The organism is Aeromonas sp. QDB62, assembly GCF_027705695.1.
Lineage (GTDB): Bacteria > Pseudomonadota > Gammaproteobacteria > Enterobacterales > Aeromonadaceae > Aeromonas > Aeromonas allosaccharophila.
Map to the genome: position 1 here is coordinate 77,497 of NZ_JAPDCD010000007.1, position 13,785 is coordinate 91,281.

General features: G+C 60.8%; 13 protein-coding genes. 8 read left to right on the plus strand and 5 right to left on the minus strand.

Translation table 11 applies throughout. The annotated features are described in order from the left end of the window. Positions 1-112 precede the first annotated feature (112 nt). From OKC27_RS05325 to OKC27_RS05335, 3 genes are read left to right on the plus strand one after another with little or no spacing between them, the layout of a single operon-like run. Positions 113-1,840 (plus strand): potassium/proton antiporter, encoded by a 1,728-nt coding sequence (locus tag OKC27_RS05325; RefSeq protein WP_270805986.1) that lies wholly within the window; start codon positions 113-115, stop codon positions 1,838-1,840. Between the two features lie 43 nt (positions 1,841-1,883). Further along, positions 1,884-2,987 carry a beta-N-acetylglucosaminidase domain-containing protein gene (locus tag OKC27_RS05330; RefSeq protein ID WP_270796873.1) on the plus strand — a complete coding sequence of 368 codons (1,104 nt, stop codon included), beginning with the start codon at positions 1,884-1,886 and terminating at the stop codon, positions 2,985-2,987. 31 nt (positions 2,988-3,018) lie between these two features. After that, on the plus strand, positions 3,019-4,227 hold the full coding sequence (locus OKC27_RS05335) for a cation:proton antiporter (RefSeq protein WP_270805987.1): 1,209 nt from the start codon (positions 3,019-3,021) through the stop codon (positions 4,225-4,227). A gap of 73 nt (positions 4,228-4,300) precedes the next feature. On the opposite strand, the gene OKC27_RS05340 is transcribed toward OKC27_RS05335, so the two are convergent. Beyond that, complete coding sequence (locus OKC27_RS05340; protein WP_042058111.1) at positions 4,301-4,933, minus strand: LysE family translocator; 633 nt, start codon at positions 4,931-4,933, stop codon at positions 4,301-4,303. A 232-nt stretch (positions 4,934-5,165) separates the two neighbouring features. Between OKC27_RS05340 and OKC27_RS05345 the strand changes: the two genes are divergently transcribed. From OKC27_RS05345 to OKC27_RS05355, 3 genes are all read left to right on the plus strand, one after another. After that, a complete protein-coding gene (locus tag OKC27_RS05345; RefSeq protein WP_270795398.1) occupies positions 5,166-6,788 on the plus strand; it encodes a methyl-accepting chemotaxis protein in 1,623 nt (540 codons plus the stop codon). Positions 6,789-6,963: 175 nt separating this feature from the next. After that, positions 6,964-7,494, plus strand: coding sequence for a DUF1523 family protein (locus tag OKC27_RS05350; RefSeq protein WP_005344342.1), 531 nt, complete (start codon positions 6,964-6,966; stop codon positions 7,492-7,494). Continuing rightward, a complete protein-coding gene (locus OKC27_RS05355; RefSeq protein WP_139472933.1) occupies positions 7,491-7,787 on the plus strand; it encodes a winged helix-turn-helix domain-containing protein in 297 nt (98 codons plus the stop codon). Before OKC27_RS05350 ends, OKC27_RS05355 begins: the two co-directional genes overlap by 4 nt. 98 nt (positions 7,788-7,885) lie before the next feature. Here the strand turns inward: OKC27_RS05355 and OKC27_RS05360 are convergent, their stop codons facing one another. Together OKC27_RS05360 and rihA are read right to left on the minus strand one after the other, a co-directional pair. Next, positions 7,886-8,353 carry a hypothetical protein gene (locus OKC27_RS05360; RefSeq protein WP_270805988.1) on the minus strand — a complete coding sequence of 156 codons (468 nt, stop codon included), beginning with the start codon at positions 8,351-8,353 and terminating at the stop codon, positions 7,886-7,888. A 33-nt stretch (positions 8,354-8,386) separates the two neighbouring features. Continuing rightward, positions 8,387-9,322 (minus strand): pyrimidine-specific ribonucleoside hydrolase RihA, encoded by a 936-nt coding sequence (gene rihA, locus OKC27_RS05365; RefSeq protein ID WP_270795401.1) that lies wholly within the window; start codon positions 9,320-9,322, stop codon positions 8,387-8,389. Positions 9,323-9,543: 221 nt separating this feature from the next. Here rihA and OKC27_RS05370 point away from each other — a divergent pair, with 221 nt between their 5' ends. Continuing rightward, positions 9,544-10,272 carry an RluA family pseudouridine synthase gene (locus tag OKC27_RS05370; RefSeq protein ID WP_270806000.1) on the plus strand — a complete coding sequence of 243 codons (729 nt, stop codon included), beginning with the start codon at positions 9,544-9,546 and terminating at the stop codon, positions 10,270-10,272. Positions 10,273-10,436: 164 nt separating this feature from the next. On the opposite strand, the gene udp is transcribed toward OKC27_RS05370, so the two are convergent. Next, on the minus strand, positions 10,437-11,192 hold the full coding sequence (udp, locus tag OKC27_RS05375; protein ID WP_042018691.1) for a uridine phosphorylase: 756 nt from the start codon (positions 11,190-11,192) through the stop codon (positions 10,437-10,439). Positions 11,193-11,573: 381 nt separating this feature from the next. Here udp and yiaY point away from each other — a divergent pair, with 381 nt between their 5' ends. Then, entirely contained in the window at positions 11,574-12,725 is a 1,152-nt protein-coding gene (yiaY, locus tag OKC27_RS05380) for an L-threonine dehydrogenase (RefSeq protein ID WP_270805989.1), read from the plus strand. Between the two features lie 49 nt (positions 12,726-12,774). Here the strand turns inward: yiaY and OKC27_RS05385 are convergent, their stop codons facing one another. Further along, the gene (locus tag OKC27_RS05385) at positions 12,775-13,737 is read right to left on the minus strand and encodes an IS1595 family transposase (protein ID WP_270805990.1); all 963 of its coding nucleotides are present in this window, start codon (positions 13,735-13,737) and stop codon (positions 12,775-12,777) included. Positions 13,738-13,785 lie beyond the last annotated feature (48 nt).

A 13,785-nucleotide genomic window follows, 5' to 3' on the forward strand; every position in this document is an offset into this window, starting at 1 on the left:
ATGAGGTGAAAAATGTAAAAAAATGCAAATTAATGCACAATCAAGCCACACAAGGGGGGCCTAACTGCATATAATGTGCCTACTTTGCACATTACCAGGAAGGAGTTCGCCCTTGGATGCCGCTACCATCAACAGTTTCTTTTTTGTCGCTGCCCTGTTGGTGGGAGCCAGCGTACTGTTGAGCGCCCTCTCTTCCCGCCTCGGTATTCCCATTCTGGTTATCTTCCTCGCCGTCGGCATGCTGGCCGGTGAGGATGGCCCCGGTGGCATCCACTTCGCCGACTACTCCATCGCCTATCTGGTGGGCAACCTGGCACTTGCCATCATCCTGCTCGACGGCGGCATGCGCACCCGGGTCTCCTCGTTTCGGGTCGCGCTCTGGCCTGCGCTGTCGCTCGCCACGGTCGGGGTCGCCATCACCACCGGCCTTACGGGTCTGGCCGCCGCCTGGCTGTTTGACCTCAGTTTGATGCAGGGAATGCTGATCGGCGCCATCGTCGGCTCCACCGATGCAGCGGCGGTCTTCTCCCTGCTCGGCGGGCGCAGCCTCAACGAGCGGGTGAGCGCCACCCTGGAGATAGAGTCAGGCAGCAACGATCCGATGGCGGTGTTTCTCACCGTCACCCTGATTGAGGTACTTGCAACCGCCCAGCAGGGGCTGGATGCGGGCTTCCTGCTGCTGCAACTGGTCAAGCAGTTTGGCCTTGGCGCCGGGATCGGTCTTGGCGGCGGCTGGCTGCTGTGGCGCCTCATCAATAGCGCCCGTCTGGCGCCGGGGCTCTATCCGCTGCTCACCGTCAGCGGCGGCCTGCTGATCTTCGCCCTCACCACGGCGGTCGGTGGCAGCGGCATTCTCGCCATCTATCTCACCGGTCTGTTGCTCGGCAACCTCTCCCTGCGCAGCCGCAGCACCACCCTGTCGGTGCTGGACGGTCTGACCTGGCTCAGCCAGATCGGCATGTTTCTGGTGCTGGGGCTGCTCGCCTCGCCCCACAAGCTGCTGCCCATCGCCCTGCCCGCACTGGCGCTGGCAGCCTGGATGATCCTGTTTGCTCGCCCGGTGTCGGTCTGGATCGGGCTGCTGCCGTTCAAGAACTTCGCCCCGCGCGAACGCTGGTTTATCTCCTGGGTTGGCCTGCGCGGCGCGGTGCCGATCATTCTGGCGGTGTTCCCCATGATGGCGGGGCTGCCCAACGCCCAGCTCTACTTCAACGTCGCCTTCTTCGTGGTGCTGGTCTCGCTGATTTTGCAAGGCAGCTCGCTGCCGCTGGCCTCAAAACTGGCGCGGGTGGAAGTCCCAGCGCCGCCGTCGCCCATCAACCGCTCCGGGCTCGAGATCGATCTCGACAGCCAGTGGGAGACCTTCGTCTACCAACTGGGGGAGGAGAAGTGGTGCATCGGCTCACCACTGCGGGATCTGCAGATGCCCGCCGGCACCCGGATCTGCGCCCTGTTTCGCGGCCGCGAGCTGCTCCACCCCTCGGGCAGTACCTGTCTGCAGGCCGATGACATCCTCTGCGTGATCGGTCACGAACGCGACCTCCCTGCCCTCGGCCAACTGTTCAGTCAGGCGCCGGAGCAAGATCTCGGCCCCCGCTTCTTCGGCGACTTCCTGCTGGAAGCGGACGCACGGCTGGTGGATCTCGCCCCTCTCTACGGGCTGGATGTGAGCGAGGTGGTGGATCAGACACTGGGCGATTTTATTGCCAGCCAGTTGGGCGATAATCTGGTGGTCGGTGACAACATCGAATGGCAGGGCCTGATCTGGACCGTGGCCGAAATGGACGAGAGCGTGCCGAGCAAGATCGGGGTGCGTTTTCAGGAAGAGGACCCGGTCTGACCGACCGTCCCGTATCAAGTCCCCAGCAAGAAGGGAGAGAGTTATGCCATATCAAAGTTTGCTGTCCGGCCCCCTGCCCCCCGCTGCCAATCTGGGGGTCATTGAAGGCTTTTTTGGCAAGGGATGGAGCTGGCAGGCCCGCGCCCGCTACACCCAGTGGCTGCCGCGCCACGGTTACGGCTTCTATATCTACGCCCCGAAAGAGGATGGTTATCTGCGCAAGCACTGGGCCCTCCCCTGGCCAGAGCAGCAGCTGGCCGATCTCGCCGAGCTGGCGCGCCAGTGCCGCGCCAACGGGCTCGCCTTCGGGGTGGGCTTGAGCCCGATGGGGGCGCACCACGACTACGATCGCAAGCGCCCGGCGCTGCTTGAAAAAGTGCGCCTGATCGACGAGATGCTTCAGCCCGATATTCTGGCGGTGCTATTTGACGACATGAAGGGGGATACCCCGGACCTGGCCCGCCACCAGCTCACCATCGCCCACGATATCGCGGCCCACAGCAAGGCGAGCCGCCTCATCTTCTGCCCCAGCTACTACTCGACCGATCCGGTGCTGGAGAAGGTGTTCGGCGCCATGCCTCCCCGCTATCTGGAAGAGCTTGGCGAGCAGCTCGACCGCCGTTTCGAGATCTTCTGGACCGGCCCCAAGGTCTGCTCGACCGAGTATCCGGCGGTACACCTCAAGCAGGTGACCGAACTGCTCGGCCGCAAGCCCTTTTTGTGGGACAACTACCCGGTCAACGATGGCAGCAAGGCGAGCAGCTACCTCCATCTGCGCGCCTTCGAGAACCGCCCCGCCGAGCTGGCGGAGCTGGTCGCTGGCCATGCGGTCAACCCGATGAAGCAGGCGGCGCTGTCGGCCCTGCCGCTTGCCACCCTGCCGATGAGCTACCGGCTCGGCAAGCAGTACGATCCCGACAAGGCGTTGCACGCCGCCCTCAATGCCACCTGCGGCCCGCAGATCTCGGCGATGATCGAAGCTGACCTGCCGCTGTTTCAGGATCTGGGGCTGGCGCAGCTCACCCCCGAGCAGATTGCCGCCCTCAAGGCCCGCTACCTGCCGTTTCGGGATCAAGCCTGCGTCGACGAAATCGTGCGCTGGCTCGACGGGGAGTATGTGTTCGACCCCGACTGCCTGACCGATTAAACCGCCCCCGCAGGGGCAGAAAGGAGGTTGTATGGATGCACACCTGCTTTACCAGAACCTGGCGGTGATCGCCGCTTTCTTGCTGGTCTATAGCCTGCTCGCCGGGCGCTTTGAATCAAAACTGGTCAACGGCCCCCTGCTGTTTATGCTGGCGGGCTGGCTGCTCGGGCCGGGTGGTGTGGAGCTGATCGCCCTCTCCATCGACAGCGATGGCATCAAGCTGCTGGCCGAGCTCTCGCTGGTCATCGTGCTGTTCAACGATGCCGCCAATACCAACTGGCAGGTATTGCTGGCCAACCGGCAACTGCCGATCCGGCTGCTACTGATAGGCCTGCCCCTCACCCTGGTCTGTGGCGCCCTGTTTGGCCACTGGCTCTTCCCCGATTTGCCACTGCTGGAGATGGCCATTCTCTCCACCATACTTGCCCCCACCGATGCGGCGCTCGGCAAGGCGGTGGTCAGCAACCCGGCCGTACCGGCACCGGTGCGTGAAGGGCTCAATCAGGAGAGCGGCCTCAACGACGGTATCTGCGTGCCGGTACTGCTCCTGTTGTTGGCCCTTATCGCCCCCACCGAGCAACATGCGGGCACCGCGACGCTGGCCATCACCCTGATGCTGGAGGAGATCGGCATTGGCCTGCTGGTTGCCTTCGTGCTGACCAGCCTCACCATCCGGCTGCTGAAAATCTCCAATCTCAACGGTTGGCAACTGCCGCTGTGGCGCCAGCTCACCATGCCGGGGCTGGCCCTGCTCTGCTTTGCGCTGGCTCAGAGCCTGGGTGGCAGCGGCTTTATCGCCGCCTTTGTCGGCGGCCTCTTTATCGGGCGCAGACTCGGTGAACACAAGCACGCCTATATGGACAGCTGCGAAGGGTATGGCGACCTGCTTTCTGTGGTGATCTGGATGGTGTTTGGCGCCACCCTGCTCCCCATGCTGCCGGAGCTGATGCACTGGCAATACTGGCTCTATGCCATTGCCAGCCTCACCCTGCTGCGGATGGTGCCGGTCTGGTTGAGCCTTATCGGCACCGGCCTCAAGCCCGAGCTCAAGCTCTTTATCGGCTGGTTCGGGCCACGGGGCCTTGCCAGCATCGTCTTTGCTGTGATGGTGCTGCAAAACCAGCCGGCGCTGATCGGCCAACGCCCCATCATCGCCACCGTGCTCTGCACCATCATTCTGAGCGTGTTGCTCCACGGTCTGACCGCCAACCCCTGGGTCGAGCGCTTCAAAGCTCGCTGAGCCAGGCCGCGCCCATAAAAAATGCCACCGACCGGTGGCATTTTTCTTTGGTGGCGAGGGTAAATGACGGCACTCAACCAAGCGCCAGCCAGACTCCCACTCCCAACATCAGGGTACCGGCGATGCGGTTCATCAACGTGACGTTGCCGCTCCTGGCGAGGAAGTGGCGCAGGGTGCGACCACCGCTGGCGTAGAGCAGCAGGCAGGAGAACTCGATGACCAGGATCAGCGCCACCAGCGCGCTGATCTGCGGTGCCATCGGCTTGTCGGCAGAGATAAAGGGGGGCAGCAAGGAAATCATAAAGGCCCACCCCTTGGGGTTGGCGATGGCGGTGACAAAGCCCTGCACCGCCAGTCCCATGGCGCTGGTCTGCTGACCGGCCGAGAGATCCGCCGGAATGGCCATCTTCCCTTTGGCCTGCCACATCTGGATGCCAAGCCACACCAGATAAGCGCCCCCGACATATTTGAAGGCGGCGAAGATCCCCGGATAGTTGAGCATGATGGCGGCCACCCCGATCACCGACAGTACCGAGACCAACCCTACCCCGATCAGCTCCCCCCACATCATGTGCAGGGTACGGCGCACACCCAGGCTCATCCCCAGCGTCATCGACAGGGTCATGCACATGCCGGGGGTCACCGAGACAAAGAAAAAGGTCGGGATAAACAGAGCCAGAATGGCCGGATCGATCCAGCTGGACACAACACACCTCCATGGGACGAGAGCGGGGAATAACGGAAACCGGACAATATTGAATCAATACAGCCAGTTGTACCACATATTCAGGGGATTAAGCGTTCAATCATGCCTAAACGGCTCCTTGCGCACAAGGAAAAACCTTTTCTTCAGCACATTTCAGCAATAAAAGCCTGTGACAGCTCCTGACGCTAATGTGTAATATGTCGGCTCCTCCAATTTCGGATTAGAACTATTTATGTCATTGAATAATCTATCAATAAGAGTCCAAATCCTGATACCGCTGCTGTTGGCCAGCCTGCTGATGTTGGTGATGATCGCCATCAGTAAACAGGGGCTGGACGAAGCCATCCGTGACATAGATGAGACGACCCAGAGCGTGGTCCAGAACAAGGACGACATTGCCAAACTGATCCACGCCACCTACCGGCTGCGCACCAGCGCCATCTATGGCCTCTACGATGCCAAGCTGTTTGCCGCGCTGCCGGCGAACCTCAACAGCGCCGAGCAGGAGATCAACAGCATCCTCGCTCGTCTGGTGATCCCCGGTGCCGAGCAGGATAACCGTCAGGTCGCTGCCGCCCTGCAGGCCTACCTGGGCCATACTCGCGGCAACATGCTGCCGCTGCTGGCGCAAAAACATCAGGGTGGCGGCGATCCGGTCGCCTACGAGGCGGCCCGCCTCCATTTCCGCGAGCTGGGTGAACAGCTGATCAAGCAGATCGACAGCATGTCTGCCCACATCAACCAGCTGACCCAGCAAGAGCTGGCCGAAGAGCAGGCCCACTATGACGCTACCGTGCTGCGTACCCTGCTGCTCACCGCCGGCACCCTGCTGGCGGCGCTGATCTGCGGCTGGGTGCTCTCCGGTCGTATCGTCAGCCCCATCGCCCAGTTGCAGGAAGTGATGCACGCGGTGGCGCAAGGGCGCTTCAACGTCCGTGCCAAGGCGGAGGGCAACAACGAGCTGACCCGTCTGGCCAAAGATATCAACCTCACCCTGACCCAGCTCGGCAGCACCATAGAGAGCCTGACCGGCATCAGCAACAGCGTCGCCTCCGCCGCCACCGAACTGGCTGCCGTGATGACCCAGTCCGAGGCCAATGCAAGGCAGCAGCACAGCGAGATTGAACAGGTTGCCTCCGCCGTGACCGAGCTATCCAGCACCGCTGACAACGTCAACCACAACGCCGCCATCGCCGATGAGCTGGCGCGGGATGCTAATGGCCGGGTCGAACAGGGGCTCGCGCTCTTTACCGAAAGCATCGCTGCCAACAGCCGGATGGCGGGCAGTCTGGAAGATGCCGCCGCCATCGTGGCCCAGCTCAAATCCCAGTCCGAGCAGATCGGCAAGGTGATTGAAGTGATCCAGGGGATCTCCGAGCAGACCAACCTGCTGGCGCTCAATGCCGCCATCGAAGCGGCCCGTGCCGGTGAAACGGGGCGTGGTTTTGCGGTGGTGGCCGATGAGGTGAGAATGCTGGCCGCCCGCACCCAGGACTCCACCAAGGAGATCCAGACCATCATCGAGCGGCTGCAGAGCCAGTCCCAGTCCGCCAACAACGGCGTGCAGGAGACGCTGGAGATCCTCAGCCATAACCAGCGCCTCTCGGCTCAGGTGCAGGATCTGCTAAGTGGCATTACCGGTGCCGTGCGCCAGATCAACGACGCCAACGCCCAGGTCGCCACCGCCGCCGAGGAGCAGTCCTGCGTCACCGCCGACATCAACCGCAACATCACCAATATTCACGAGATCGTGAGCCAGAGCTCCGCTGGTATCAGCCAGAGCGCCACTGCCAGCAACGAACTCTCGCAGCTCGCCGAGCAGCAGCGCAAGCAGCTTTCCCGATTCCAGCTGTAAGCACAGGAAGTGAACAAGACAAAAAGGCCCGCGAGGGCCTTTTTGATTCACGGGGCAATCCGTTTGTCCCTGTTTTAAACGCTATTTTTTGGCCGTTGGTGCCATAAGGGGCTGGGCTGCCCAGTCAAATATCGGTATGGTAGAGGCACGTTATTCCCCCTCACGTGAGCACACCATGAGCCTGAGATTCAAGAAACCCGCTTTTATCGCCCTGGGGCTCATCGCCCTCATTTCCGCCGCCTGGCTCGACTACTATCTGCCGGAGCACACCATCGCCACCATCACCGGAGTCGAGGTAAAGCGCACCGACAAGGATGGCCCCATCAGCCAGAAGAACCCGGCTGACGGCCCCACCACCGACGTCTACTACATCTATACCGAGCGTCCCGGCGAGAAGATCCGGGTGTTCCGCAATGAAGATACTGAGTGGGGCTGGCCCTTCTACTTCAAGTTCAACGCCGCCGACGTGCAGGCCAAGGCCAAATCGATGGAGTTCGAGAAGCGTCTGGCCATCATTACCTCCTACGGCTGGCGCATCAACATGTTCTCCATGTTCCCCAACGTCACCAAGATTGAGAGCACCGAACCCGATGCCTCCACCTGGAGCTTCTTCCGCTGGTTCTGGTTCGGCCTCTGGGCACTGGTGATGGGCAAAGCGGCCATTGCGACCTGGCGCTACTTCGATCGTCTTGAGGACGAGATATGAGTGAGCCGAGTAAAACCCGCACCAGCTTCTACCGGCGGCTCTACGTGGCCTGGCTGATCAGCCAGGGCACGGATACAGTGCCCGCCATCATGGAAGCGACCGGTATGCCGCGCCGCACTGCGCAAGATACCCTGAGCGCGCTGGCCGAACTCGATATCAGCTGCGCCTTCGAGCAGACCGAGGGGGCTCGCCACCTGCAGGGGCACTACCGTATCAGCGACTGGGGTCCCATCAATCCTGACTGGATTGCAGCCCAACTGCCTCTTATCAAAGAGACGCTGAGTTACCCCTGATCCGGAAGCCTGCCAGCAATAAAATAGAGGGGCCAGCCGACAAGGCTGGCCCCTCTATTTCCAGGCCGATTTCCAGGCCGATGGTGTGGCAGGTCGCCCTACTCGGGCATGGCCGAATCTTCCAGTTCTTCTTCCGACTCCCCTCTGGTGCAATCGATGATGGATCGCTTGGGGTTGTTGGGATCGCGCAGCAGCAGGGGCGTCAACCCCTCGTCATGCTTCTGCTCGTCACTAAACTCGCTGCCGTAGGCGTTGTGAGTCAAGCGGCGGGCGTTGGCGATGGGGGTATCGACAAAGAGAGCGTGCACTTCAAAGCTTGCGGCAGGCACGATAAAGCCGACCACCGGCAGGCCGTGCAGCTCCTCGTGCACCTTGTACCAGGCAAAGCCGTCGCTCACCTTGTCGGGGGTGTAGTTGGCCAGCTGTAGATTGGCGGCTCTGCCCGTCTCATCCACATAGAGATCGGTAAACTCGCAGGTCGCCAGCCCCTGCCACATCCGCTCAAATGGCGTCGCACAACCTGTCAGTTGCAACCCGGCCAGCAGCACCACCCCTCTCTTCCACATTCCCCGCCCCTTCTTGCAAAAATGAACCGGTGCTCAGCCAAATGCCCGCAGCCGCGTCACCAACAGATCGATAAAGCCCGGACGATCCAGCCCCAGCAGCACCAGCGCATTGGCTGGCTTGCCGGTCAGACCATAACGATCCACCACCGTCATGCCGCAAGTATGGGTGCCGCCAGTCTCGATATCGACCCGGCACTCGACCCCGTGGAACAGCTCGGGAGCCAGCAACCAGGCAATGGTACAGGGGTCGTGCAGCGGTGCACCAGCAAATCCCCACTTGGGATCCCGGTGGTAGATCATGAAAAAGTCGAGCAGCCCGGCCACGCACTGGGCCACCGGATTGCTGATGGCGCGCACCCGCTCGATATCCTCGTCCATCACCTGCGCCTCATGAGTCACATCGAGGCCACACATGGTGATGGGAATACCCGACTTGAACACCATATCGGCCGCTTGTGGGTCGACATAAATATTGAATTCCGCCGCCGGGGTCCAGTTGCCCGCCCCTGCGGCGCCCCCCATCAATACGATGCGTGCAATCTTGGGTTTGAGCTCGGGATGAGCCGCCAGCAACAGGGCGATATTGGTGAGCGGCCCGGTCGGCACCAGAGTCACCGGCTCCGGGCTCTCGCGCAGGCACCTGGCCATCAATTCAATCCCCGTCATCGCCTGCGGCGCAAAGGCAGGATCCGGCAGTGTGGGGCCATCGAGGCCCGATTCGCCGTGAACGTTGTCGGCGATAATCAGCTCGCGGGCCAGTGGTTTCGGCGCCCCCGCCGCCACAGGAATATCGTCCCGCCCCAGCAAGGTGAGGATGCGCAGGGCATTGTTGAGGGTCTTGTCCGGCGTCTGGTTGCCCGCGCTGGTGGTGACCGCCAGCACCTCAAGTTCAGGGCTGGCCAGCGCCAGAATGAGGGCAATGGCGTCGTCGTGGCCGGGATCACAATCGAGAATAACGGGCAGTGCCATGGAAAGGGTCCTTACAACATAACAGGGAGCCATACCTTAACAAGCAAGCTTCGGATGAACTCGGGAAGGGGTCACAAAACGGGGCCTTGTGGGTGACCCAGGCGGTTTACACGGCACACCGCCTCGCTCAAAGCAGCTCATTATCAAGAGGTTGCATGGCGCATCCCGTTCATTTTCCGAGGCAGCGCACCGCCCATTCGCCCGGCCGCGCCGGTTCGGGTATGATCGCCCCCCGTTTCCAGCCCGTGCGTCCTATGTCTGTTATCGTCGACACCTTTATCGCCCCACCCTGCAGTGCCGCCATCGAGATCCTGTTTGAGGATGATCATCTGCTGCTGATCAACAAGCCGAGCGGCCTGCTGAGCCTGTCGGGAAAGAACCCGCAGAACCTCGACTCGGTGCATTATCGACTGGTACAGGATTACCCCGGCTGTACCCTGGTGCACCGTCTCGACTTCGGCACCTCAGGCATCATGGTGGTGGCCAAAAACAGGGCCATCAATGCCCTGCTGTGCCAGCAGTTCAGCCAGCGGGTAGTGAGCAAGGCCTACAGCGCTCTGCTGTGCGGCCATCTGGCTGACGATGAGGGGGTGATCGATGCCCCCATCGCCAAGGATCCGGCGATTTTCCCGCTGATGAAGATCTGCGCCGCCAGCGGCAAACCCGCCCGCTCCCGCTATCGGGTGATTGAGCGGCTGGCGCAGCAGATGCAGGGTCAGGCTGTGCCACTGACCCGGGTAAGGCTGGTACCGGAGACCGGCCGCACCCATCAACTACGGATCCACTGCCAGCTGCTGGGCCACCCCATTCTCGGCTGCGATCTCTACGGCGGTCTGCTGTCACCTGACTGCGAACAAGCACCGCGGCTGATGTTGCATGCCAGCGAGCTGGATTTTGCACATCCGGTGAGCGGCGAGCCGATGCAGATCCGCTGTGCCGCGCCTTTTTAGGAGCAATCAGTAGAGGCCGTCAGTAGATGGCAATAGACGCGAGTGCGGCGGGAATAGAGAAAGGCGTGACGCGAGAAGACGGGAGAAGAAAAGGGACAAACGGCGGATAAAGATAGGGGCCGCGCTTTCGCAACGGCCCCCACCCCCCACTCTTTGTGGTGCTATCAGATCAGCTTGCGGGCAGCGCCCAGTACGATCTTGATGGCATCAGATTCGGTCTTCGCCATGGTTTCGGCGTTCGGGATTTCCTGCTGGGTACGGTTGACGATAACGCCAGCTACCATACCGGCACGCAGGCCCTGGCTGGTGCACATGGTCAGCAGGGTGGCAGATTCCATCTCATAGTTCAGCACGCCCATGGCTTGCCACTCTTTCATGGAACCCTGGAAACGGCTCACTACGCGGCCGGATACGGTGTCGTAACGCTCCTGACCCGGGTAGAAGGTATCGGAAGAGGCAGTCACACCGATGTGCAGCTTGGAGCCCATCTCTTTGGCAGTGTTGACCAGCGCGGTGGTGCAGTCGAAGTCGGCAACCGCCGGGAACTCCATCGGTGCAAAGTGCAGGCTGGCACCGTCGAGGCGCACGGAACCGGTAGTGACGATCACGTCACCCACGTTCAGGTGCGGCTGGATGGCGCCGGTGGTGCCGATACGCAGGAAGGTGTTGATACCCAGCTGGGCCAGCTCTTCTACCGCGATGGAGGTGGACGGGCCACCGATACCGGTAGAGCAGATGATCACGGCCTTGCCGTCCATCTCGCCGCGCCAGGAAGTGAATTCACGATGGCTGGCCAGGTGCACCGGGTTATCCAGCATCTCTGCGATGCGCTTGACGCGCTCGGGGTCACCGGGGACGATCGCCAGGGTGGCGCCTTGCAGATCCGCTTTCTTCAAACCCAAGTGAAATACATCAGACATAGTGGACTCCTGGTTGCCCCCTGCCAGCATGGTCAGGGCGCAAGTTAAGATGATTCTTTATGATACTTTCAAGCCTTTACCCCCTCTTCGGGGAGGCGCCAACTATGGTCGAAAGCGCTTTCCAATTCCTTGAAGCGCCTCACACTTCCACGCATTGACAGTCACAAAGATCGCGCAAAACGTTTGCTAACCCAATGAAATAATTGACAAACGTTTTTCTGAAAAAGGGTCTCGAACAGGGAAAGTCAAGCCCGGTTCAGCGCTTAATTAACGACTCGTGATCGACCCCGTAAAGTTGTAAACAAGATGCTTTTGTATCCCTTTCGAGATGATAGCCTAGCGGCCAACTACCACTTAATGGCTAACTACAGGAAGTCCATCATGGCTACATTCAAGTTCTATATTCCCGCAATCAACCTAATGGGTGCCGGCTGTCTGCAAGAGGCCGCCGCCGATATCAAGGGTTACGGCTATCGCAAGGCACTGATCGTCACCGACAAGATCCTCAACCAGATTGGCGTGGTCGCCAAGCTCACCACCCTGCTGGCTGAACATGGCATTGAGAGCGTGGTTTTCGATGAAACCAAGCCGAACCCCACCATGACCAACGTCGAAGCGGGTCTGACCATGATCAAGGCCAACGGCTGCGACTGCGTCATTTCGCTCGGTGGTGGCTCACCCCATGACTGCGCCAAGGGTATCGCGCTGGTCGCCGCCAACGGTGGCAACATCAAGGATTACGAAGGGGTGGATCGCTCCGCCAAGCCGCAACTGCCGCTCATCGCCATCAACACCACCGCCGGTACCGCCTCCGAGATGACCCGCTTCTGCATCATCACCGACGAAGCGCGCCAGGTGAAAATGGCCATCATCGACAAGCACGTTACCCCGCTGATGTCGGTCAACGACCCCGAGCTGATGCTGGCCAAGCCAGCCGGTCTGACCGCCGCCACCGGCATGGATGCCCTGACCCACGCCATCGAGGCTTATGTCTCCACCATCTCCACCCCGGTGACCGATGCCAGCGCCGTGATGGCCATCGAACTGATTGCCAAGCACCTGCGCACCGCCGTCAACCAGGGCGATGATCTGCACGCCCGCGAGCAGATGGCCTATGCCCAGTTCCTGGCCGGCATGGCCTTCAACAACGCAAGCCTCGGTTACGTTCACGCCATGGCGCACCAGCTGGGCGGTTTCTACGACCTGCCCCACGGTGTCTGCAACGCCGTGCTGCTGCCCCACGTTCAGGCTTACAACGCCCAGGTGAGCGCGGCTCGTCTGAAGGATGTCGCCCGCTACATGGGTGTGGACGTGAGCGCCATGAACGACGAGCAGGGCGCCGCCGCTGCCATTGCCGCCATCAAGCAGCTGGCGCTGGATGTGAAGATCCCGGCCGGTCTGGAGCAACTCGGCGTCAAGGCCGATGACTTCGATACCCTGGCCAGCAACGCCCTGAAAGATGCCTGCGGCTTCACCAACCCGAAACAGGCCAGCCACGAAGAGATCGTCGCCATCTTCCGCGCAGCAATGTAAATGGTTGCCTGATTGCCAGAAAGGGTCGCAGTGCGACCCTTTTTATTGGCTATGTCCCAATTACGTGTTGCATGGGGCGCCCCAGCGCCTCATGCAAACACGCTTTGATATTCACGCCCCTCCCGTAACGCTCCAGCATCCTGCGCCAACCCAGATAGTTCTTCAGATAGTGCGTCGCCACGCCATGGAACCGCTCCATCCACTCTTTCAACCGATGGTGATAACCGTTCACGTGCTGGATGTGATACGCACCGACCACCCGTTCGCCTTGGCGATTGTGCACTACCTGATGGGTTACGCCCTGCTCTTTGCTGAAACAGGCATACACCCCCGCACCATCGCTACACAGTACCGCATCCGGTGACACCAACGGCTTCAAGACAGCGATGACCGTCTCGGCATTTATCATCTCCAACTGAAAATCCGCATGGTGGCCTGCACGGTCTTGTACCACCATCACCGGGATGTAATCTGGCCCGGTTCCACGAGTTCGACCTTTACCACCGCGATGACGTGGCGGACGCGGCAGTCCCCGTTGTCCCTTGAACGATTCAAGGAAGAAGGTCTCATCAACCTCAACGATACCCTCTTCCCGTGTGGCTTGATGACCTGCCATGGCACGCAAGAAGCGGTGACGCCATAGAAAAGCGGTGTTTTTGCTGATTCCGCAACGCCGCGCTGCCTGGCGGACGGTCAGTCCTTCGATGAGGGCTTGCGCGTAGTCTTCCCAGCATTGCGCTTTGCGCAACCGTGACAGGGGCGTTTTGGTCAGAACGGTGCTGGTGCGCAGACACAGTTTGCAACGGTAGCGGCGCAGTCCCCGACTCCATCCCCAAGGCGCCAGCTCGGTGACATCGGCCTGACAATGTGGGCAGCCACTGCATGCCGGCAACTGAGTATTGAGCGAGGTAATGGTGTGGGGGGCAGTGAGTTCCTGCTGGGCAACACGACGCTGGCGCAGGGTTAACTGGGGAAAGAGGGACAACAGGTGTTGAAAGGCTGGGGTATCCATGATGGTAGACCTCAAGGTGATGGCCTACTTCAAGATTAGCCTTTCAAC

Excerpts from the sequence above, each read along its gene's own strand:
- OKC27_RS05350 (WP_005344342.1), top strand. The coding sequence starts at position 6,964 with ATGAGCCTGAGATTCAAGAAACCCGCTTTTATCGCCCTGGGGCTCATC.
- OKC27_RS05335 (WP_270805987.1), top strand. The coding sequence starts at position 3,019 with ATGGATGCACACCTGCTTTACCAGAACCTGGCGGTGATCGCCGCTTTC.
- yiaY (WP_270805989.1), top strand. The coding sequence starts at position 11,574 with ATGGCTACATTCAAGTTCTATATTCCCGCAATCAACCTAATGGGTGCC.
- rihA (WP_270795401.1), bottom strand. The coding sequence starts at position 9,322 with ATGGCACTGCCCGTTATTCTCGATTGTGATCCCGGCCACGACGACGCC.
- OKC27_RS05360 (WP_270805988.1), bottom strand. The coding sequence starts at position 8,353 with ATGTGGAAGAGAGGGGTGGTGCTGCTGGCCGGGTTGCAACTGACAGGT.
- OKC27_RS05330 (WP_270796873.1), top strand. The coding sequence starts at position 1,884 with ATGCCATATCAAAGTTTGCTGTCCGGCCCCCTGCCCCCCGCTGCCAAT.
- OKC27_RS05355 (WP_139472933.1), top strand. The coding sequence starts at position 7,491 with ATGAGTGAGCCGAGTAAAACCCGCACCAGCTTCTACCGGCGGCTCTAC.
- udp (WP_042018691.1), bottom strand. The coding sequence starts at position 11,192 with ATGTCTGATGTATTTCACTTGGGTTTGAAGAAAGCGGATCTGCAAGGC.
- OKC27_RS05370 (WP_270806000.1), top strand. The coding sequence starts at position 9,544 with ATGATCGCCCCCCGTTTCCAGCCCGTGCGTCCTATGTCTGTTATCGTC.
- OKC27_RS05385 (WP_270805990.1), bottom strand. The coding sequence starts at position 13,737 with ATGGATACCCCAGCCTTTCAACACCTGTTGTCCCTCTTTCCCCAGTTA.
- OKC27_RS05345 (WP_270795398.1), top strand. The coding sequence starts at position 5,166 with ATGTCATTGAATAATCTATCAATAAGAGTCCAAATCCTGATACCGCTG.